Annotated in this window: 18 protein-coding genes; 15 read left to right on the top strand and 3 right to left on the bottom strand. The window is 73.8% G+C overall.

Annotation, left to right across the window (positions count from 1 at the left end; all coding sequences use genetic code 11):
- The first annotated feature begins 662 nt into the window (after window positions 1-662).
- The 7 genes from ACIQVD_RS32730 to ACIQVD_RS32760 all read left to right on the top strand — a co-directional run bounded on the left by ACIQVD_RS32730 (window position 663) and on the right by ACIQVD_RS32760 (window position 8727).
- Window positions 663-1847 carry an MFS transporter gene (locus ACIQVD_RS32730; RefSeq protein WP_400692567.1) on the top strand — a complete coding sequence of 395 codons (1185 nt, stop codon included), beginning with the start codon at window positions 663-665 and terminating at the stop codon, window positions 1845-1847.
- Window positions 1848-1879: 32 nt separating this feature from the next.
- Window positions 1880-2707: an aldo/keto reductase gene (locus ACIQVD_RS32735; RefSeq protein WP_400692569.1), complete on the top strand. Its 828-nt coding sequence runs from the start codon at window positions 1880-1882 to the stop codon at window positions 2705-2707.
- A 198-nt stretch (window positions 2708-2905) separates the two neighbouring features.
- A complete protein-coding gene (locus ACIQVD_RS32740; protein WP_400692572.1) occupies window positions 2906-4216 on the top strand; it encodes a sensor histidine kinase in 1311 nt (436 codons plus the stop codon).
- 260 nt (window positions 4217-4476) lie between these two features.
- Window positions 4477-6669, top strand: coding sequence for an MMPL family transporter (locus ACIQVD_RS32745; protein ID WP_402292568.1), 2193 nt, complete (start codon window positions 4477-4479; stop codon window positions 6667-6669).
- A 167-nt stretch (window positions 6670-6836) separates the two neighbouring features.
- Window positions 6837-7043: an MbtH family protein gene (locus ACIQVD_RS32750; RefSeq protein ID WP_100838039.1), complete on the top strand. Its 207-nt coding sequence runs from the start codon at window positions 6837-6839 to the stop codon at window positions 7041-7043.
- Window positions 7044-7046: 3 nt separating this feature from the next.
- Window positions 7047-7994 (top strand): ATP-binding cassette domain-containing protein, encoded by a 948-nt coding sequence (locus tag ACIQVD_RS32755; RefSeq protein ID WP_400692578.1) that lies wholly within the window; start codon window positions 7047-7049, stop codon window positions 7992-7994.
- A gap of 4 nt (window positions 7995-7998) precedes the next feature.
- Window positions 7999-8727, top strand: coding sequence for a 4'-phosphopantetheinyl transferase family protein (locus ACIQVD_RS32760; protein WP_400692581.1), 729 nt, complete (start codon window positions 7999-8001; stop codon window positions 8725-8727).
- Window positions 8728-8788: 61 nt separating this feature from the next.
- Here ACIQVD_RS32760 and ACIQVD_RS32765 read toward each other — a convergent pair whose 3' ends face one another.
- Both ACIQVD_RS32765 and ACIQVD_RS32770 read right to left on the bottom strand, forming a co-directional pair.
- Window positions 8789-9544 (bottom strand): BTAD domain-containing putative transcriptional regulator, encoded by a 756-nt coding sequence (locus ACIQVD_RS32765; RefSeq protein ID WP_402292569.1) that lies wholly within the window; start codon window positions 9542-9544, stop codon window positions 8789-8791.
- Between the two features lie 611 nt (window positions 9545-10155).
- Entirely contained in the window at window positions 10156-11199 is a 1044-nt protein-coding gene (locus ACIQVD_RS32770; protein WP_402292570.1) for a hypothetical protein, read from the bottom strand.
- Between the two features lie 431 nt (window positions 11200-11630).
- On the opposite strand from ACIQVD_RS32770, the gene ACIQVD_RS32775 reads away from it, so the two are divergent.
- From ACIQVD_RS32775 to ACIQVD_RS32805, 7 genes are all read left to right on the top strand, one after another.
- The gene (locus tag ACIQVD_RS32775; RefSeq protein WP_400692589.1) at window positions 11631-12560 is read left to right on the top strand and encodes a 3-oxoacyl-[acyl-carrier-protein] synthase III C-terminal domain-containing protein; all 930 of its coding nucleotides are present in this window, start codon (window positions 11631-11633) and stop codon (window positions 12558-12560) included.
- Window positions 12561-12586: 26 nt separating this feature from the next.
- On the top strand, window positions 12587-14017 hold the full coding sequence (locus ACIQVD_RS32780) for a hypothetical protein (RefSeq protein WP_402292571.1): 1431 nt from the start codon (window positions 12587-12589) through the stop codon (window positions 14015-14017).
- Window positions 14007-15275 (top strand): diaminopimelate decarboxylase, encoded by a 1269-nt coding sequence (gene lysA / locus ACIQVD_RS32785; protein WP_402292573.1) that lies wholly within the window; start codon window positions 14007-14009, stop codon window positions 15273-15275. Before ACIQVD_RS32780 ends, lysA begins: the two co-directional genes overlap by 11 nt.
- Before the next feature lie 130 nt (window positions 15276-15405).
- Entirely contained in the window at window positions 15406-15678 is a 273-nt protein-coding gene (locus ACIQVD_RS32790) for a phosphopantetheine-binding protein (RefSeq protein ID WP_100838045.1), read from the top strand.
- 2 nt (window positions 15679-15680) lie between these two features.
- Window positions 15681-16577, top strand: a complete 897-nt coding sequence (locus tag ACIQVD_RS32795) for a hypothetical protein (RefSeq protein ID WP_402292574.1) — start codon at window positions 15681-15683, stop codon at window positions 16575-16577.
- Complete coding sequence (locus tag ACIQVD_RS32800; protein WP_402292575.1) at window positions 16547-17245, top strand: hypothetical protein; 699 nt, start codon at window positions 16547-16549, stop codon at window positions 17243-17245. The genes ACIQVD_RS32795 and ACIQVD_RS32800 overlap by 31 nt, the downstream gene beginning before the upstream one ends.
- A complete protein-coding gene (locus ACIQVD_RS32805; RefSeq protein WP_402292576.1) occupies window positions 17242-18393 on the top strand; it encodes an acyl-CoA dehydrogenase family protein in 1152 nt (383 codons plus the stop codon). The genes ACIQVD_RS32800 and ACIQVD_RS32805 overlap by 4 nt, the downstream gene beginning before the upstream one ends.
- Window positions 18394-18429: 36 nt before the next feature.
- Here ACIQVD_RS32805 and ACIQVD_RS32810 read toward each other — a convergent pair whose 3' ends face one another.
- Window positions 18430-19077 (bottom strand): response regulator transcription factor, encoded by a 648-nt coding sequence (locus ACIQVD_RS32810; RefSeq protein ID WP_100838048.1) that lies wholly within the window; start codon window positions 19075-19077, stop codon window positions 18430-18432.
- A 263-nt stretch (window positions 19078-19340) separates the two neighbouring features.
- Between ACIQVD_RS32810 and sbnA the strand changes: the two genes are divergently transcribed.
- Window positions 19341-20321, top strand: coding sequence for a 2,3-diaminopropionate biosynthesis protein SbnA (sbnA, locus tag ACIQVD_RS32815; protein ID WP_100838049.1), 981 nt, complete (start codon window positions 19341-19343; stop codon window positions 20319-20321).
- Window positions 20322-20363: the final 42 nt, after the last annotated feature.

The following is a 20363-nucleotide window of genomic DNA, read 5'->3' on the forward strand; positions in this document are numbered from 1 at the left end:
CGGGCGGTTTCTGTCGGCGGGTGCCGCTGTGGGCTCGGTCGCAGGTGGCTTCGCGGGGGCGGAGGGCTTTGGGGCAGGTGCTGGGCAAGTACGGGCGGTCTCCGCCGCCCAGTTGCCCGGGGTGTCAGGAGTGGGCTTGGCGGGTGCGGGGGCAAGTGCGGGCGGTTGCTGCCGCTGGATGCGTGTGCTGTCGGGAGTGGGTCTCGCCATGGGCGTCGAGGGGGAGGGGCCCGGTGCTTCGGGGGTGGGCGGTGGTCTCTCGGGTGGGTGCGGGCGGTTTCTGTCGGCGGGTGCCGCTGTGGGCTCGGTCGCAGGTGGCTTCGCGGGGGCGGAGGGCTTTGGGGCAGGTGCTGGGCAAGTACGGGTGGTTCTTCGCCGCCCGGTTGCCCGGGGTGAGCCTTGTCGTGCGTGCTGGGGGGCTCGATGGGTGCGGGTGGGTTTCTGTCAGCGGGTGTCCGTGGTGTCGCTGTGGGCTCGCCGCAGGCGGCTTCGCGGGGTCGGGGCGGGCCTGCGGCGTTCCCGGGGTGGGTGGCGGGGGTCTCCGGGGTGGGGGCGTCGGGGCGGGGCCGCGCTCGGGAGTTCGTTGCGCTTGCAAGTGTGTGCGTGTGCAATTATTGTCGAAGCTCGTAAGGCGCACTGGCAATTGTATGGAGGTTCGCGTCATGCCCCTCGCGCTTCTCGCCCTGGCCATCGGGGCGTTCGGGATCGGCACCACCGAGTTCGTGATCATGGGGCTGCTGCCCGAGGTCGCGGCCGACTTCGGGGTGGGCATCCCGACCGCCGGTCTGCTGGTCACCGGCTACGCGTTCGGCGTGGTGGTCGGGGCTCCGTTGATGACCGTGCTCGGGACCCGGATCAGCCGCAAGCGGATGCTGATGCTGCTGATGGTGCTGTTCACCGCGGGCAACCTGCTGTCCGCGCTGGCGCCCGGGTTCGGGGCGATGCTCGCCGGGCGGATCGTCGCCTCGCTCGCGCACGGCGCGTTCTTCGGGATCGGGTCGGTGGTCGCCGCCGAGCTGGTCGCGCCGGAGCGCAAGGCCGGGGCGATCGCGACCATGTTCACCGGGCTGACGGTGGCCAACGTGGTCGGCGTGCCGCTGGGCACCTTCGTCGGCCAGCAGGTCGGCTGGCGGGCCACCTTCGCCGCCGTCGCCGTGCTCGGCGTGGTCGGGCTGCTCGGCATCGCCCGGCTGGTGCCCGAGCTGCCCCGGCCCGAGGGGGCGCACCTGCGGCGGGAGCTGGCGGCGTTCAGGAACGTCCAGGTGGTGCTGGCGATGGGCATGACGGTGCTCGGCTTCGGCGGGGTGTTCGCCGCGATCACCTACGTCAAGCCGATGATGACCGAGGTCGCCGGGTTCTCCGAGGGCGGGGTGACCTGGCTGCTGGTGCTGCTCGGGGTCGGCATGTTCCTGGGCAACCTGCTGGGCGGGCGGTTCGCCGACCGCCGGCTGATGCCGATGCTGTTCACCACCCTGGGCGCCCTGACCGTCGTGCTCGCCCTGTTCACCGTCACCGCGCACCACCGGGTCACCGCCGCCGTCACCCTGCTGCTGATCGGCGCGCTGGGCTTCGCCACCGTGCCGCCGCTGCAGAAGCGGGTCCTGGACCAGGCGCACGGCGCGCCGACGCTGGCCTCGGCCGTCAACATCGGAGCATTCAACCTGGGCAACGCGCTGGCCGCCTGGCTCGGCGGGGCGGTGATCACCGCCGGGTTCGGCTACACCGCCCCGAACTGGGTGGGCGCGCTGCTGGCCGGCTCCGCGCTGCTGCTGGCCGTGGCCTCGGCGGTGCTGGAGCGCCGCGCACCGGCCCCCGCCACCGCCCGCGTTCCGGTCCTGAACCACTGAGAACCCTCGAACTCCCCGACTGGAGAAGGAACATGAGCACCACCGTCCCCCACGTGACCCTCAACAACGGCGTCGAGATGCCGCAGCTCGGCTTCGGCGTCTTCCAGGTCCCGGACGAGGAGACCACCGCGGCCGTCGCCGCCGCCCTGGAGGCCGGCTACCGCAGCATCGACACCGCCGCGGTCTACGGCAACGAGCACGGCGTCGGGAAGGCGCTGGCCGCGTCCGGGCTGCCGCGCGAGGAGCTGTTCGTCACCACCAAGCTGTGGAACGCCGACCAGGGCCACGACGAGACGCTGCGGGCCTTCGACGCCAGCCTCGACCGGCTCGGCCTGGAGTACGTCGACCTGTACCTGATCCACTGGCCCACCCCGGCCCGGGACCGGTACACCGACTCCTGGCGGGCGATCGGGGAGCTCGCCGCCGCGGGCCGGATCCGCGCCGCCGGCGTCTCCAACTTCCAGCCCGCGCACCTGACCCGGCTGATCGAGTCCGGCGGCCCCGTCCCGGCCGTCAACCAGGTGGAGCTGCACCCCGGCCTCCAGCAGGCCGAACTGCGCGCCTTCCACGCCGCGCACGGCATCGCCACCGAGGCGTGGAGCCCGCTCGCCCAGGGCGCCGTGCTGGACGACCCGGCGATCACCGCGATCGCCGGGCGCACCGGCAAGTCCCCCGCCCAGGTGGTGCTGCGCTGGCACCTGCAGCTCGGCAACCTGGTGATCCCCAAGTCGGTCACCCCGGCCCGGATCCGGCAGAACCTGGACGTCTTCGACTTCGCCCTCACCGAGGACGACCTGGCGGCGATCGCGGCCACCGACCGGGGCCTGCGCACCGGACCGGACCCGGACACCTTCAACTGACCCCGCCGGCTCTCACCCGGCCTCCCCGCGAGCACGGCACGGTGCCCCGGACGCCCAGGCGTCCGGGGCACCGTGCCGTACCCCCGCCGGGGGTGGTGGTACCCCGGGCAAGAGGGGTACTAGCACCCCCGAAATCCGCCTGACGGGCCGTCATGCTGGAAGCACAGTGATTCGGTGAAGGCGAAATGGGGCCAGGACATGAGTGCACGTGTGGAAGGAACGGAGAAGACCCGACCGGAGCTCGGCGGAGCGGCCGCGCTGGTGCTCCGCGGGGTGTCCCTGACCGGGATCGCCCTCGGGGAGGCGCTGCTGCTGCTCTGGTTCTGCCTCGTGGTGTGCCTCAGCTTCGTCGGCGTCGGCCTGCTGCTGCTGCCCGGCGCGCTGGACGCGATCCGGGCGGACGCCCGCCTGCAGCGCCGGCTGGCGCTGCGCTGGTCCGGCGTCCGGGTGGACGCGGCCTACCCGCCGGAGCCCGCCGACGGCCCGGCCCGGACCCGCCTGCGGCGGGCCCACCGGATGCTCGGTGAGCGCGCGACCTGGCGGGACCTGCTCTGGACGCTGGTCAACCCGGTGGTCGGTCCGGTGCTGGCGCTGCTGCCGGCCGTCGCGATCCTGGGCGGCCTCTGGGGCCTGGCGCTGCCGTTCGCGTGGAAGGGCCTGAGCGAGTCCTGGGACGGCATCTGGTTCACCTTCGTCCCGGTCCGGAGCCAGGGCACCGCGATCCTGGCCGCCGTCCTGGGCGCGGTGGAGCTCGCCGTGGGCGTGCTGCTGCTGCCGAGGCTGATGCTCGGGCTGCACGGCCGCTGGGTGCGGCTGGTCCTGGGCTCCACCCGGGCCGACCTGACCAACCGGGTCGAGCACCTGGCCAACTCCCGCTCGGACGCGATGGACATGCAGGCCAACGAGCTGCGCCGGATCGAGCGGGACCTGCACGACGGCGCCCAGGTCCGGCTGGTCGCCCTCGGGCTGACGCTGTCGGCCGCCGAGTCGCTGATCGAGCAGAACCCGGCGGCGGTGCGCGCGCTGCTCGCCGAGGCCAAGGACAACTCGGCCAAGGCGCTCAACGAACTGCGCGACCTGGTGCACGGCGTGCACCCGCCGCTGCTGGCCGACCGCGGCCTGGTGGACGCCGTCCGCACGCTGACGCTGGAACTGCCGCAGCGGGTCCAGCTGACCGGCTCGGTGCCGGGCCGGCTGCCCGCCCCGGTGGAGTCGGCGGCCTACTTCGCGATCGCCGAGCTGCTCAACAACGTGACCAAGCACGGCAAGGCCACCGAGGTGACGGTCGACATCCACTACGTCGACCGCGAACTGCGGGTCTCCGTGCACGACAACGGCGTCGGCGGGGCCGACGCCGGCCGCGGCAGCGGGCTGCGCGGGGTCGAGCGGCGGCTGGCCGCCTTCGACGGCCTGCTCGCGATCAACAGCCCCGCCGGCGGCCCGACCATGGCGGCCTTCTCCATCGGCTGCGACCTGCTGCCCGACACCGGCACCACCCAGGGCGACTAGCCCCCGCCACCGGCCACACGGGGGCGCCGCGGGCCGGCGGCGCCCCTCCCCGGCCGCAGGGCCCCGCGACGGCCCCTCCTCCGGCATGCCCGACAGCTCCTCCTCCGGCATGCCCGGCGGCTCCTCCTCCGGCGTGCCCGACGGCCCTTCCCCCGGCATGCCCGGAAGCGGCCCGCACCCGTTCCCCCCGGCCCGCCGGGCGGTCCCCGCCCGCCGAAGACACGACTCCTCTTCCGCTCCTGACCGAAGGACCGATCGACATGACGGGCAAGAAACGCCACTTCGCCTCGCGGATGGGCCGGTGGAGCGCCAACCATCCGTGGTGGGCCGTCCTGGTCTGGCTGCTGCTGACCGTGGTCGCCTTCTCCATCGGCACGGTGGTGAAGGGCCGGGAGGCCACCAACCAGGAACTCCTGGTCGGGCAGGCGGCCACGGCCGACCGGATCGTCAACGAGAACGGCCTGCGCGGCCCGGCCACCGAGAACGTGCTGGTCGGCCCGCTCGACGGCCGGCTGGACGACGCGTCCGCCGCGGCCGCCGCCGAGCTCAAGCAGCAGCTCGGCGCGCTCGCCGGGGTCGCCTCGGTGTCCGACCCGATCCCCTCGGCCGACCAGCGGGTCCTGCTGCTGCAGGTCGCCGTCGAGGGCGACCCCGACACCGCGAACGACCGGGTCGCGCCGCTGCTGGCGGCCACCCGGGCGGTCCAGCAGGCGCACCCCGACCTGCGGGTCGAGGAGGTCGGCGAAGCCTCGATCAAGAGCGACTTCCAGGACTGGCTCGGCAAGGACCTGCAGAAGGCGACCACCATCAGCGTGCCGGTCACCCTGGTCATCCTGGCGCTGATCTTCGGCGCCGTGGTGATGGCCGGCGTGCCGGTGCTGCTGGGCCTGACCGCGGTGGCCTCCACCCTGGGCCTGTGGGCGCTGGCCTCCCAGGTGGTGCCCGACCCCGGCACGGTGACGGACGTCATCGTGCTGATGGGCCTGGCGGTCGGCGTCGACTACTGCCTCTTCTACCTGCGCCGCTTCCGCGAGGAGACGGCCAAGGGCTACGGCGCGACCTCGGCGGTGGAGATCGCCGCGGCGACCTCCGGCCACTCGGTGGTGGTCTCCGGCGTCGCGGTGCTGGTCTCGATGGCCGGGCTCTACCTGGCCGGCGACCTGATGCTGGCCTCGATGGCCACCGGCGCGATCATCGTGGTCGCGGTGGCGATGCTCTCGGCGGTCACCGTGCTGCCGGCCCTGCTGGTCAAGCTGGGCCGGGCGGTCGACCGGCCGCGGATCCCGCTGGTGTGGCGCCTCACCCGGAGCCGGAGCAACCCGCGGGCCTGGAACTTCCTGCTGCGCCCGGCCACCAGGCACCCGCTGGTCTCGCTGGTGCTCGCGGTCGGCGCGCTGGTGGCGCTGGCGCTGCCCGCGCTGGGGATGGACCTGAAGGCCACCCAGATCGCGGACTACCCGCGCACCCTGGCCACGATGCAGAGCTACGACCGGCTGCTCGCCGAGTTCCCCTCGAACGCCAACACCGACGTGGTGGCGGTGAAGGCGCCGGCCGGGCAGCAGGAGGCGGTCCGCGGGCGGCTGGAGCAGCTGGCCGAACAGCTCGGGCGGGAGCCGCTGTTCGCCAGGGACATCCCGCCGACGGTCCGGGTCTCGGCGGACGGGCGCGGCGCCGTCCTGGAGGCGGGCACGCCGACGCCGCCGGGCACCTCCCCGGCCCGGGACTCGGTCGACCGGCTGCGGGACGTGCTGGTGCCGGCGGCGCTGAAGGACCTGCCGGGCGTGGAGTACGCGGTCGGCGGCGACCAGGCGGACGACATGGACTACACCGCCAACCTGAAGGACCGGCTGCCGATGGTGATGGGCGTGGTGTTCGCCCTGACCTTCCTGATCATCGTGCTGGCGTTCCGCTCGGTGGTGGTGGCGCTGACCACCGTGGTGCTCAACCTGCTCTCGGTCGCCGCCTCGTTCGGCTTCCTGTGCCTGGTCTTCCAGCACACCTGGGCGGACGGGCTGCTCGACTACCACTCGACCGGGCACGTGGTCTCCTGGGTGCCGGTGCTGCTCTTCGTGATCCTGTCGGGCCTGTCGCTGGACTACCACGTCTTCGTGGTCAGCCGGATCCGGGAGGGCGTGGTGGCCGGCATGACCACCCGCAACGCGGTGCTGGACGGCATCACCAGGACCGCCGGCGTGGTGACCGGCGCGGCCGCGGTCATGGTGGCGGTGTTCGCCACCTTCGGGACGCTGACCTTCATCGAGCTGAAGCAGATCGGCGTCGGGCTGGCGGTGGCCATCGTGCTGGACGCCACGGTGATCCGGATCTTCGTCCTGCCGGCCGCGATGACCCTGCTGGGCCGGGCCAACTGGTGGCCCTCGCGCACCGGCCGGGCGGTCACCGCGGACCTGCCGCGGCGCAGCGACGGGGCGTACCAGGAGCCGGTGGACGTCTGACCGGCCCGGCGGACGTCGGAGGGGGCGGGGTCGCGAGGACCCCGCCCCGGTCCCGGCGCGGCCCCGGCGGACGGCGGCGATCAGCCGTTCGTCAGTTCCGCGTCAGCAGCCATGGAGCATAGTGGTCAACGGAGTTGACCCTGGAAGACGGACAGGACGGAACCTCGATGAGCAACCCCTTCGACGATCCCGACGGCACGTTCCACGTACTGGTGAACGGCGAGAACCAGCACAGCCTGTGGCCCGCCTTCGCCGAGGTCCCGGCGGGCTGGCGCGAGGCGCTCAGCTCGGTGCCCCGGGAGGAGGCGGTGCGCTTCGTCGACGAGAACTGGACCGACCTGCGGCCGCTCAGCCTGATCGAGCGCGGGGCCTGAGCCGTGGCGGCCCAGGCGGCGATCGAGGCGGAGGGCCTCCGCAAGAACTACCGGGACCAGCAGGTCCTCAAGGGGATCGACCTGCACGTCCCGGCGGGCACCGTGCTCGGGCTGCTCGGCCCCAACGGGGCGGGCAAGACCACGACGGTCCGCATCCTCAGCACCCTGCTCGGACCGGACGGCGGCCGGGCCGCGGTGGCCGGGTTCGACGTCGCCGCCGCGCCGCGCGAGGTGCGCCGCCGGATCGGCCTGTCCGGCCAGTACGCCGCGGTGGACGAGGAGTTGACGGGCCGCGAGAACCTGGTCCTGCTCGGCCGGCTGCTGCACCTGGGCCGGGCCGGGGCCCGGGCCAGGGCGGACGAGCTGCTGGCGCGGTTCGACCTCGCGGACACCGGCGACAAGCCGCTGCGGGCCTACTCGGGCGGCATGCGGCGCCGGCTGGACCTGGCGAGCACCCTGGTCGGCGGCCCCGAGGTGATCTTCCTGGACGAGCCGACCACCGGGCTCGACCCGTCCAGCCGGCTGGTCCTGTGGTCCGTGGTGCGGGACTTGGTGGCCGACGGCGTGACCGTCCTGCTGACCACCCAGTACCTGGAGGAGGCCGACGAGCTGGCCGACCGGATCGTGGTGATCGACAAGGGCGTGGTGGCCGCCGAGGGCACCGCCGACGAGCTCAAGCGCAAGGTCGGCCAGGAGCGGCTGGAGGTCACCGTGGCCGATCCGGCCGACCTGCCGGCGGCGCTGTCCGCGCTGAACCCGCTGATGGTCGGCGAGCTGACCCGGGACGACCGCAGGGGCGTGCTGGGCGTGCAGTTGAACGACGGGCTGGCCGGGGTCTCGGCCGCCGCCGCCGCGCTGCACGCGGCCGGCATCCAGGTCAGCGGCCTCGCCCAGCGCCGCCCCTCGCTGGACGACGTGTTCCTGGAACTCACCGGCCACCAGGCCGCGTAGCGCGATGGCACAGCCGAACGCGGTCAGCTGCCGGGTGCTCTGGTCGCCGGTGGTCGACCGGGCCCGGGTGCGCGCCCTGATGTCCGACGAGGAACGGGCCCGGTACGGGCAGTTGGCCGCGCGCGAGGACCGGGCCCGGTACGCCACCGCCCGGGCCCTGGTCCGCACCGCGTTGGGCCGGGCCACCGGGGTGGCGCCGAGGGCGGTGGCGTTCAGCCGCCGGTGCCGGTACTGCGGCGGCCCGCACGGCAAACCGCGGGTGCCCGGCGCCGCCGCGCGGTTCTCGCTGTCGCACTCCGGCGGGCGGGTGGTGCTGGCCGTCACCGAGCACGCCGAGCCGGGGGTGGACGTGGAGCGGGTCGCCGCGCGCGAGGTGGACCGGCTGGCGCCCCGGGTGCTCTCCGAACGGGAGCTGGCGGACTTCCGGGAGATCCGCCCGGAGGACCGGCCGGCGGCCTACCACGTCTACTGGACCAGGAAGGAGGCGGTCCTCAAGGCGGTCGGCCGCGGGCTCTCCGTGCCGCTGCGCGGCCTCACCCTGGCCGCGCCCGGGCAGCGCGCGGCGCTGCTGTCCTGGAGCGGCGTCCCCGGGGCCGGGGGCGCGGGCCCGCCGGCCATCGCGATGGCCGACCTGCATCCCGGCCCCGGGTACGCGGCGGCCCTGGCCGTCGAGACCCCGGGGCGGATCGAACTGGCCGAGTGGGACCTCGACGGCCCGCTGGACGTGCCGTGAGCACTCCGGCTGCCGCAACAGCCGGAGGGGCCCGCCGAACGGAAGGGGGGAACTCAGCCGGTCACCGCGCGTCGGCCCAGACCAGGCCGGCGTCGATCGACGGGTCCTGGGCCAGGATGGCCTGCTGGAGACCGCGCATCTTCTTCCGGGGTTCCAGTCCGAGTTCGTTGTTCAACCAGGAACGGACCCGCTGGAACGTCGCCAGCGCCTCGCCCTGGCGGCCGGCCCGGTAGAGCGCGAGCATCAGTAACTCGGACATCCGCTCCCGTTCCGGGTGCTCGCAGGCCAGCTGTTCCAGCTCGTTGACCGCGTTGCCCTCGGCGCCCACGCTCAGGCGGGCCTCGTAGAGGTCCTCCAGGGCGTCCAGCCGGCGGCTGTTGAGCCGGTTGACCTGGCTGTGGCAGCGCAGCCCGCCGGAGACGTCGAGCAGGGCCGGTCCGCGCCAGAGCCGCAGCGCCTCCTCCAGCCGCTGCGCCGCCTCGTACGGCTGGTCGCGCAGCAGTGCGGCGCCGCGGGCGGCCAGCGCGTCGAATCTTCGGGCGTCGACCGCCTCCGGGGGCAGGTCGAGCAGGTACCCGTTGGCGGAGGTGGGCACCAGCAGGTTCCCGGGGACGCCGGTGACCGCCTCCAGGGAGGTGCGCAGCCGGCGCATGTTCGCCTGCAGGGCGTTCTTGGGGTTCTTCGAGGCCTGGTCGGAGAAGAGCTCCTCGATCAGGACGTCCATCGAGACGACCTCGCCGGGGCTGAAGCTCAGCACCGCGAGCAGGGTCCGCACCCGGTTCGCGCCGATGCTGTCGTGCCGGTCCTCGATCGACACCCGCAGCGATCCGAGGATTTCGATGGATACCCGGTTCCTGGCGTCGAACCGGCTTTCTACTGGGTGGTAATATCTCATTTTCTGCGACCCGATTCCGAGGCTCTGACCGCATAAGGACACGTCTGCGCATGCGTCGCCCGGCCTGTCTCCACTGGGCGGCGCTGATCCCTACAACCGGTCAATGGGGTGGTGTGCGGTGGGATGCGGCCTAAGGCCGACGGGCGGGCCAATGGCCCGCCCGTAGCGTGCTTTCGTGGCGCAGCGCTACGGCAGAAGGTGACATTGCCCCGGTAGCGGGACCGGGCGGCCCAGGCGCCCGGGTGGAGAAAAGACCAAGCGGTTGATCATTGATTTCCCCCGTCGTGTCCGTCCGAATCGCCCGCGCCCTTCCGAGGGGCGGACGTGTACCGAGTATTTCCTGGGTGAGCAGGCGTGGGCCGACCGCCGGCGCCGACCGCAGTCGGCAATGCGGCCCGGATCAACCTAACACGATCGGTCGAATTCCTTGCCGATTCCAGGGCCCCGGTAAACCTCCAACACCCGCCCCGCGGACGCTACCTGATGCCCCGTCAGGCAGTGCCACGCGGGGGTGCTGGAGTGTCGGCGTACCGTCAGAGCAGGTCGAGCCGCTGTCCGACGCCGAGTTCGAGGGCCGTGCGCCGGACGGCGTCGATCATGCCGACGTCCAGGATGGACATCCCGAACGGGTTGCTGACCACGTAGCCGGTGCCGGGCCGGACGGCCGGGACCCGCCCGAGCAGCACCTGGCCCAGGGTGCCGTCGATCGGCCGCCCCGGGCCGGTGCCGGGCGCGGACGCGGTGCCCGGCCGGGTCACCCTGCCCTCCTGGAGCAGCCGGCCGAGGATGCGGCGCGGGTTCTCCTCGATCAGGTCGAGGTCGTCCCCGTACACGGCCTCGGCGCCGAGGAAGACCTCCTCCGTCAGGTCGCCCAGCGAGACGTGCGCGAGGAAGCTGCCCGGCCGGATCCAGGAGGCCGGCACGTACGGGTCGTCGCTGGTGGTCAGGGTGACGGTGACCGGGGAGGCGGCGACCGCCCCGGCCGCGGTGGCGGCCACCGTGACGGCCAGCCCCGGGTGCCGCTCGGCGGCCCAGGCGACCAGCTGCGCCGAGCGTTCGGCGGACAGGTCGAACACCGTCACCCGGCGGGCCTCGGGGAAGGTGCGGACCAGCAGGTCCAGGTGGGCCCGGGCCAGCGCGCCGGTGCCGAGCAGGGTGAGGCCGTCCCACCGCTCGGGGCCGATTTCGCGCAGGCTGACCATGGTGTACGCGGCCGTCCGGATCGCGCTCAGGTAGCCGGCCTCGGCGATCAGCCCGGGCCGGGCGGTCTCCGGGTCGAAGGCGAAGCTCAGGCCGCCGGCCCGCTCGATGCCCCGGGACGGGTTGTCGACGGCCGCGTTGATCAGCTTCATGCCGTAGACCGAGCCCTCCTCGCGGTGCAGGGCGCCCAGCATCGCGATGGCCCGGCTGTAGGCGCCGTTGCTGTTGTGCCACGGCAGGTAGCCCTCGGCGGGGATCTCGGTCCGCCCGGCGGCCTGGTCGCGCAGGACCTCCGCCACCACCTCGACCGGGTCGAGCTTCTCCAGGCAGGCGAGCACGGCCGGTCGGTTGAGGAAGAGCAGGCTCTCTTGGGACATGGCGTTCCTCGGTTCGAAGGGGGTGTGGGGTGCTCCGTGGCGGCGTCCGGGCGGTGGCCGGGTCGGGGGCGCGCGTGCGCCGGCGAGCGGCTCCGGCCCGCCTCGTCCGATGAGCCATCGCAGCTTAGCTGATCATCTTCCTTGGCAGGCAAGCGAGTTGAGGGTGCGTTAGCTCGTCCCGGCGGTCCGGTGGGCGGCCGGCACAGTGGTCATCCTCGATCGTCGCGTGGTCAGTATTCGGTCAGTCGTTTGTCAATTCGGTCCACTAGCTTGATCCCCGTCCCCCTGGGCGTACCGCCCGGGGGACCAGCCGTGCAGGGGCACGGCACCCGGCCGGTGCCTGTCCAGGCGACCGCCCGGCACCCACGACGGTGTCCGCCCCGGATCACCACGCCGAACCGTCGACTGCGGCTGAGAGGAGCCGGCTAGCCGTGACCTCACTGATCGAGGTATCCACCCACTGGCCCACCCAGGTGTCCATCGCGGACCGCCAGCGGGCGCTGGGCCTGACAGACACCGAACTGCGGCGCTACGGACGGGGGTTCGGCCTGTCCGAGGTCTGCTGGGACGAGACCGAGAGCGAGACCGAGAGCCTGCTGGCCGCCGTCGGCAAGCTGACCGCGCTGCGCGGCCGGGAGGACAAGGTCCGCTACGTGCTCCGGCCGCGGACCCAGCGCTTCCTCTCGCCGTACCCGCTCAGCCCGCTGCACGAGGTGCGCCGGGAGGCCGGACTGCGGCACGCGAAGACCTTCGCCCTGACCGAACAGGCCTGCGCCTCCGGCCTGGTGGCCGTCGACGTGGCCGGCATGCTGCTGGCGGAGGACCCCGACCCGGAGGCGCTGGCCCTGGTGCTGGTCGGCGAGAAGGCGTACACCCAGGTGGCCCAGGTGCTGGCCGGCATGGGCATCACCGGCGAGGGCACGGCGGCCGTGCTGGTCTCCGCCGCGGCCACCCGCGACCGGGTGCTCGGCTTCGCCACCCGCACCGTCTCGGTGGGCGACCCCGGCCTGGTGATGTCCGACGAGGGCTTCGCCGCCTTCCGCGACATCTACCCCGACATGCTGATGGGCGTCATCGACGAGGCGCTGGCCGACGCCGGCCTGACCGTCGCCGACATCGCCCTGGTACTGCCGCACAACGTCAACCGGATCGCCTGGGTGCGCTTCAGCGACCGCCTCGGCGTCGAGGTGGACCGGATCTTCCTGGACAACATCCCGCAGACCGGCCACTGCTTCGGCGCGGACCCCTTCATCAACTACGCCAGCGCCCAGGCCCTCGGCCGGCTCCGGCCCGGCGACCGCTACCTGATGGTCTCGGTCGGGGTCGGCGCGAGCTTCGCCGCGATGGTCGTGGAGCACTGAACGTGAACGCGACGGGAGGACAGGGCATGACCGAACCGGGATTCAACCAGCGGCTGAAGGCCGCGGTGACCGAGGACGACCGCACCGCCCTGGTGTTCCTGGGCAACTTCGAGGTCGAGGAGCAGTGGGCGCGCGGCGAGATCGGACTGCCCCGGCTCACCTCGGCCGGCAACACCGCGGTGGTCAACCGGATGGACGAGTTCGCGCTGCTGCTCGGCGGCGCCGACGACCACGTGGTGCTGAAGACCGCCCCCGACCGGGAGTACCTCCACTACCTGCGCGGACTGGGCCTGCGCCTGCCCACCGTCCACGTGGTGGCCGACCAGCTGCCGGGCAACACCGTCACCCGGGACGCGCTGGCCGACCCCGGGCTGCTCGCCGTGCTGGCCCGGCTCGGCGAACAGGGCGCGCTGCTGCTCCCGCACGGGGTCTCCGAACTGGAGGAGGACCTGGCCGCCAAGGCGGGCATCGGGATCGCCGGCCCGCCCGCCGCCCTGTGCAAGGCCGTCAACAGCAAGGTCCACAGCCGGCGGATCGCCGACGAGCTGGGCCTGCGCCAGCCGCGCGGCTGGGCCTGCGCGACGACGGCCGAGCTGGACGAGGCGGTCGCCGCCGCCGCGGCGCTGCTGGACGAGGGCGCCGTGCTGCTGTTCAAGGAGGCGCTCGGGGTCTCCGGCAAGGGCATCTCGGTGATCGAGAGCGCCCGGCGGCTGGAGCGCACCCGGCGGATGGTGGCCGACGCCGCGAAGGCCGCCGGCACCGACCGGATCGCCTTCGTGATCGAGGAGCGGGTGGCCAAGGCCGCCGACCTCAACTACCAGTTCACCATCGGCCGCGACGGCTCGGTCCACCTGGACTTCGTCAAGGAGGCCATCACCGCCAACGGCGTCCACCTGGGCCACCGCTTCCCGCCGGACCTCCGCCCCGAACAGCTCGCCGAACTCGGCCGCGCCGCCGCACTGCTCGGCTCCCGGCTCGCCGCCGACGGCTTCCACGGCGTGGTCGGCGTGGACGCGATGACCGACCCGGACGGCGGCCTCTACCCGGTCATCGAGATCAACGCGCGCAACAACATGTCCACCTACCAGGTCCGGCTCCAGGAGCAGCTGCTCGGCCCGGGCCGCACCGCGCTGGCCCGCCACTACCCGCTGACGCTCACCGCGCCGCTGCCGTTCGGCGCGGTCCGCGACCTGCTGGACGGGCTGCTGCTCCGGGAACCCGGCGGGACCGGCCTGGTGGTCAACAACTTCGCCACGGTCAACGCCGGCGCCGCCGCGGGCACGCCGTTCAACGGCCGGCTCTACGGCCTCCTGATGGGCGGCTCCGCGCAGGAGCTCGCCGCGCTGGACGCCGCCGTCACCGAGCGGCTCGGCCGCGCCGCGGCCTCCGCCCCCACCCCCGCCCGGCCCCAGGGCCCGTCCCCGGCCGCAGTCGAAAGGGACCAGCATGAGCGCTGAATTCCAGGTCCAGGGCCTGGACGCCACCGCCCTCGCCGAGGAGTTCGGCACCCCGCTGTACGTGTACGACGGCGAGGCGCTGCGGCGCCGGATCACCGACCTGCGCGCGCTGCTGCACCCGCGGTTGGAGGTGTTCTTCTCGATGAAGTCCAACCCCAACATCGCGGTCTGCGCGCTGCTGCACCGCCACGGCGCCCGGGCCGAGGTCTCCTCGCTCGCCGAACTGCTGACCGCCCGCCGGGCCGGCGTCGCGCCGCGGGACATCGTCTTCCTCGGGCCCGGCAAGAGCCGCGCCGAGCTGACCGAGTGCCTGACCCAGGGCGTCTACGCGGTCATCTGCGAGTCGCTGCCCGAACTGGAGCTGATCGAGGAACTGGCCGCCGGGCTCGGCCTGGTCGCCCCGGTGGCCCTGCGGGTCAACCCGAGCTTCGCGGTCAAGGGCTCCGGCCTGACCATGGGCGGCAAGCCGCGCCAGTTCGGCATCGACGAGGCCCGGCTGCTGGAGGGCGCCCCGCTCGGCAAGCAGTACGAGCACGTGCGGCTGATGGGCGTCCAGGTCTACATGGGCACCCGGATCCTGAACGAGGACGCGGTGGTGCAGAACACCGTCCGCATCCTGGAACTGGCCCGGCGGATCGCCGCGCACCACGAGTTCGCACTCGACATGGTCGACATCGGCGGCGGCCTCGGCGTCTCCTACTTCGAGGGCGAGCGGGACCTGGACCTGGCCCTGCTGGCCCGCGAGGTCAACCCGGTGCTGGCGGAGTTCGCCGAGGCGCACCCCCGGACCCGGATGATCATGGAACTCGGGCGCTACCTGACCGCGGAGAGCGGCACGTACGTGGTCCGGGTCCGCTACACGAAGACCTCGATGGGCGAGAACTTCGCGGTCGCGGACGGCGGCACCAACCACCACATGGCCGCCGTCGGCATCGGCTCCTTCGTCAAGCGCAACTTCCCGATCCGGCTGCTCAACCGCTACGACGAGCCGGCCGACGAGGTCTGGAACGTCACCGGCCCGCTCTGCACCCCCAACGACACCCTGGGCAAGAAGGTCCGCCTGCCGCACCTGCGGGCCGGCGACCTGCTCGGGGTGGAGCGCTCCGGGGCCTACGGGCCGAGCGCCTCGCCGGTGCTCTTCCTCAGCCACGGCCACCCCGCCGAGGTGCTCGTCCAGGACGGCCGGGCCCACCTGGTGCGCGAGGCCGACAGCACCGAGGACCTGCTGCGCAAGCAGCGCCTGGTCGAGCAGGACTGACCCGCGACCCGGCGGCCCGGGCCACCGCACCGCGACGGCACTCCGCCGCGACGGCACCGCACCACCGAGGCACCCCACCGCGACGCCACCACGCCACCACGCCACCACGCCACGAAAGGGCGCGATCCACATGACCGACACCATCGAGACCACCGACCGCACCAGGGTGGTCGCCGCCATCACCGAGGCGCTCGGCGCCGTGCTCCAGCGCGACCTGGGCGACCTGGCACCCGACACCAAGCTCTTCGACACCCTGGGCCTGGACTCCACCGGCGTGCTCGACCTGCTGCTGCGCCTGGAGGAGCTGCTGGACGGGGAGTTCGACACCGACGAGCTGGAGATGAGCCACTTCGCCACCGTCCGGTCGCTGGCCGACTTCATCACCGCCGAGCTGGACGCCTGAGGATGTCCGTCTCAGCACCGGAGCGGGCCGGTGCCGCCGCGCGCGGCCCGGCCCGGCACCCGGGCCTCGCGGTGACCGCGGCGGCGCACCGGTTCTTCCCGACCGGCACCGCCCGGCTCGACAACCCCGTCGACCGGGGCTACCTCCTCGACCACACCGGCCACGCCGGCCTCGCGCTGGACCGGGCGGTGCTCGAAGGCGCCACCGGCAACCGGTTCCAGGACATGGGCGCCGACCTGCTCGACCGGCTCGGCCCCCAGCCCGCGACCGACCTGATGGTCCTGGCCTACGCCACCCCGGACCTGCTGCCCACCACCCTGACCGCGCCCACCCTCGCCGAACGGCTCCCCGGCCGCCCGCTGCTGCTCGCGGTCACCGACCAGGGCCGCTCCGCGCCGTTCAGCGCCCTCGCGCTGGCCCAGAGCTACGCCCACCGGCACGGCTTCCGGCGGGCCCTGGTGCTGGCCTTCGACCAGACGGTGCTGCCCTACCGGGTCCCGGCCGACGGACCGCTGCGCCTGGCCGGCGACAGCGCGGCGGCCCTGGTCCTGGAGGCCGTCGACGCCGGTCGGCCGGACGGCTACCAGGTGCGCCAGGTCTGCGGACTGGACCCGCGGCAGGCCGGCCGGGCGCTGCGCGAGCTGGCCGCCGAACTGGACCCGCGGGGCACCGCGGCGCTGCTGGCCGGACCCGGCCTCGACGCCGGCCCCGACGCGGGCCCCGAACCCGACCCCGGCCGACCCGTCGCCCGGCGGGCGGCGGCCGGCTACCCGTGCACCGCCCCGCTGAGCCTGCTCGCCGAGGGGCTGCCCACCGGGGTGCCCGTCCTGCTGGCCGAGTACGACCCCGCCCTGGGCGACCTGTCGGTGTGCCGCGTCGACCCCGCCCCGGCACCGTGACCGCGGCGGCGCACGCCCCGGCGGCGCAGGCCCCCGGACTGGCGGCGCAGGCCCCGGCCCCGGCCCCGGCCCCGGCACCGGCTTTGGCGCCGGAACTCCAGCGGGTCGCGCGGACCGAGGGGCTGCTCCCCGCGCTGCGCCTGCTGCTGGAGGCGCACGGCGACACCCCGCCGTTCGGGCCGACCGGCCACACGCTGCTGCCCGAGCCGGCCGCCGGCCCGGACCCGGTGCGCCGCCACCCGCTGCCCGGCGGCGCGGTCGTCCTGGTCCACGACCCGCGGGCGGCCCGCGCCGGGGCGGCCGTCGACCGGACGGCGCTGCTGCGGCTGCGGCTCGGCCTGGTCCAGGGCCTGCGCGACGCCTGCCTGGCGCACCTGGCCGGACGGGCCAGCGGCGGGAGCACCGTCCTGATGCAGCAGCTGGTCAAGGGCCAGCTGGCCGAGGCGCTCGGGCACCAGCTGGAGCTCGCCGCGCTGCTGGACGCCACCGCGCCGCCGGACCTGACCGGCCCCGCGCTGCGGGACCTGCACCGCCAGCTCACCGACACCGGCCGGGCCCTGCTGCGGCTGCTGGGCGCCCACGGCTACCTGGCCGACGGGCCCGGCGCCACCGCGCACGTCTCGGAGCTGCTGGCCGACGTCCACCTGCCCGCGGAGGAGGACCGGTGACCGCGCCGGACGGCCGCCTGGCCGCGCTGCGCGACCGGGCCCGCGAGTGGGGCGCCGGGTTCGCGGCGGCCGCGCTCGACCTGGACCGCGACCCCGACCGGATCGCGGACCACCTCGACCTGCCCGGCGTCCGCTTCATGAGCACCTTCGGCGTCCCCGCCGAGTTCGGCCGGCCGCCGCTGCGGATCGGACCGCACCGGTTCGAGGGCACCACCGCGCTGGAACGCGCGGTCGTGCTGGAGGAACTGGCCCGCGGCGACATCGGCATGACGCTGGCCGCGCCCGGCCCCTCGATGTCCGGCGTCCTGGTCGAACAGCTCGGCGACCGGGCCCAGCGGGAGTGGTTCTACGGGCGGGTGCTCGCGGAGCCCACCTGGACCTGCTTCGCCCTGACCGAACCCGACCGGGGCTCCGACGCCTCGGCCCTGGACACCGCGCTGCGCCCGGCCGGGGACGGCACGCTCGAACTGACCGGCGCCAAGCGGTACGTGGGCAACGCCTCGCGGGCCCGGGTCGCCGCGGTCTTCGCCCGCACCCGGCCGGGTCCGCTCGGCGTCACGGCGGTCCTGGTGGACACCGGCGACCCGGGCTACCGGGCCGAACCGCTCGACTCGCTCGGCGTCCGCGGCGCCCGGATCTGCGCCGTCACGCTGGACCGGGTGCGGGTCGACCCGGAGCGGGTGCTGGGCCGGCACCTGTCGCCGACCCGGCGCGGGATCTGGGCCTCCGTCCAGGTCTTCAACCGGCTGCGGCCCTCGGTGGCGGCCCTCGCGCTCGGCGTCGCCGGCGCGGCGCACGACCTGCTGCTGGAGCACCGGGCCGCGGCCCGGGGCACCGCCCGGGAGCGGATCGAGCGGATCGGCCGGCGGATCGGGGCCACCCGCGCCCTCGTCCACCGGGCCGCGGCCGCCGTGGACGCCACCGGCGACGGGTACCTCGCCTCGGCGGCGAAGGCCCGGGCCTGCCGGCTGGCCGAGGAGGTGACGCTGGAGGCCGGCGAACTGCTGGCGCCCGCCGCCCGGGCCACCCACCCGCTGCTGGACAAGCTGGTGCGCGACGCGCGCGGGGTGGAGTTCATGGAGGGCACCCGCAACATCCAGCACCTGAACCTGTTCCAGGGCCTGCTGTCGGGCCGGGCGGACGGGTGAGCCGGCCCCGCTGGCGGCGGCGCGCACCCCGCCCGGTCAGACCCGGTTGAGGTAGGCGAGCACGGCCATCACCCGCCGGTTGTCGTCCCTGGACGGCGGCAGGTCGAGCTTGGCGAGCAGGCTGTTGATGTGCTTGGCGACGGCCTTCTCGGTGATCACCAGGGCCGCGGCGATGGCGGCGTTGGACCGGCCCTCGGCCATGTAGCCGAGCACCTCGCGCTCGCGCTCGGTGAGCCGGGCGATCTGCTGGTCCTGCGAGCTGTGGCTGAGCATCCTGGAGACGACGTTCGGGTCCATCACGGTGCCGCCGGCGGCGACCTGGTGCAGGGCCGAGATGAACTGGTCGCTGTTGAAGACCCGGTCCTTGAGCAGGTAGCCGACCCCGCCGTCGCCGTCGGCCAGCAACTCCTGCGCGTAGAGCTGGTCGACGTACTGGGAGAGGAGCAACGAGGGCTGTCCGGGCCGCAGTCGGCGGCCCTCCAGGACGGCGCGCAGCCCCTCGTCGGTGTGGGTGGGCGGCATCCGGATGTCGACCAGCGCGACGTCGGGCTCGTGCTCGGCCAGCGCCCTGGTCAGCTCCGGACCCGACCCGACCGCGGCGACGATGTCGAAACCGTTCAGTTCGAGCAGCCGGGACAGGCCCTCACGGAGCAGGAACTGGTCTTCCGCGAGTACCAGGCGCATGATCGGTCCCCCGTGTCTCCCCGTCAGTCCCGGCCGCCGGGCCGGAAACCCTCCGGCCACAAGCTAGCAATGCCCCCATGGCCAAGCAAGCAAGCCGCAATCGGTCAGCGCCTGGTCAACTGCCTGTCAGCGCCGTTTGAAATGATCGTGAGGTCAGGCGCTGCAAGGGATTCCACGACGCGTGACCGACGAAGGCATCCACCGCTGTAACCGAGCCGGCCCGAAAATCATCCCGCCGGCGATATCGACGTGGACGGTGTCCCATTCAAGTCATCTCCGCTCCGTACGAATTCAATGCCGAGGACGTTTTCGTCAATCTCGAAACGGTCGTCGGACAACGCCTGATGCTCAAGTGCGAGGGCTTCAATTTCGCCGGTTCCATCAAACTCAAGGCCGCGCACGCGATGGTGAGCGCCGCCGAGCGGTCGGGCCGGCTGCGGCCCGGGTCGACCCTGGTGGAGAGCTCCTCGGGGAACCTGGGCGTGGCGCTGAGCCTGGTCGCCGCCAGCCGCGGCTACCGGTTCATCTGCGTCACCGACTCCCGCTGCACCCTCGGCGCCCGCCAGTTGATGGAGGTGTTCGGCAGCGAGGTGCACGTCATCACCAAGCCGGACCGGGTCGACGGGCTGCTGGGGGCGCGGATCCGGCACGTGCGCCGGCTCTGCGCGGACAACGAGGGCTTCCTCTGGCTCAACCAGTACGCCAACCCGAACAACTGGCAGGCGCACTACCGGCTGACCGGCCCGGAGATCCTCAAGGCCTTCCCCGACCTCGGGGTGCTGTTCGTCGGCGCGGGCACCACCGGCACGCTGATGGGCTGCGCCCGCTACCTGCGCGAACAGAAGCCGTCGGTGCGGATCGTGGCGGTCGACGCGGTCGGCTCGGTCACCTTCGGCGGCCCGCCCGAGCCGCGGCACATCCCGGGCCTCGGCACCGGCGTGCGGCCGGCGCTGCTCGACGAGTCCGTGGTGGACGACGTGGTGATGGTGGCGGAGCCCGACACCATCCGGGCCTGCCGCCGGCTGGCCCGCCACGGCTTCCTGTTCGGCGGGTCCACCGGGACGGTGGTGAGCGGGGCGGTCGCCTTCCTGGCCGAACACCCGCTGGACGGCGGCGAGTCGGCCGTCGCCATCGCGCCCGACCTGGGCGACCGCTACCTGGACACCGTCTACCAGGACACGTGGGTGACGGACCTGTACGGCCCCGACGTGCTCCAGGACACGCTCCGGGCCGAGGCCCGCTGACACCCCGGTCCGGACCGTCCTCACCAGCCCGCAGTACCCCGA

The organism is Kitasatospora sp. NPDC090308, assembly GCF_044769485.1.
GTDB lineage: Bacteria > Actinomycetota > Actinomycetes > Streptomycetales > Streptomycetaceae > Kitasatospora > Kitasatospora fiedleri.

What these genes read in the sequence shown, in the direction of transcription:
- ACIQVD_RS32735 (WP_400692569.1), top strand. Translation starts at nt 1,880, where the DNA reads ATGAGCACCACCGTCCCCCACGTGACCCTCAACAACGGCGTCGAGATG.
- ACIQVD_RS32790 (WP_100838045.1), top strand. Translation starts at nt 15,406, where the DNA reads ATGACCGACACCATCGAGACCACCGACCGCACCAGGGTGGTCGCCGCC.
- ACIQVD_RS32745 (WP_402292568.1), top strand. Translation starts at nt 4,477, where the DNA reads ATGACGGGCAAGAAACGCCACTTCGCCTCGCGGATGGGCCGGTGGAGC.
- ACIQVD_RS32810 (WP_100838048.1), bottom strand. Translation starts at nt 19,077, where the DNA reads ATGCGCCTGGTACTCGCGGAAGACCAGTTCCTGCTCCGTGAGGGCCTG.
- ACIQVD_RS32750 (WP_100838039.1), top strand. Translation starts at nt 6,837, where the DNA reads ATGAGCAACCCCTTCGACGATCCCGACGGCACGTTCCACGTACTGGTG.
- ACIQVD_RS32780 (WP_402292571.1), top strand. Translation starts at nt 12,587, where the DNA reads ATGACCGAACCGGGATTCAACCAGCGGCTGAAGGCCGCGGTGACCGAG.
- ACIQVD_RS32730 (WP_400692567.1), top strand. Translation starts at nt 663, where the DNA reads ATGCCCCTCGCGCTTCTCGCCCTGGCCATCGGGGCGTTCGGGATCGGC.
- ACIQVD_RS32770 (WP_402292570.1), bottom strand. Translation starts at nt 11,199, where the DNA reads ATGTCCCAAGAGAGCCTGCTCTTCCTCAACCGACCGGCCGTGCTCGCC.
- ACIQVD_RS32760 (WP_400692581.1), top strand. Translation starts at nt 7,999, where the DNA reads ATGGCACAGCCGAACGCGGTCAGCTGCCGGGTGCTCTGGTCGCCGGTG.
- lysA (WP_402292573.1), top strand. Translation starts at nt 14,007, where the DNA reads ATGAGCGCTGAATTCCAGGTCCAGGGCCTGGACGCCACCGCCCTCGCC.
- ACIQVD_RS32740 (WP_400692572.1), top strand. Translation starts at nt 2,906, where the DNA reads ATGAGTGCACGTGTGGAAGGAACGGAGAAGACCCGACCGGAGCTCGGC.
- ACIQVD_RS32795 (WP_402292574.1), top strand. Translation starts at nt 15,681, where the DNA reads ATGTCCGTCTCAGCACCGGAGCGGGCCGGTGCCGCCGCGCGCGGCCCG.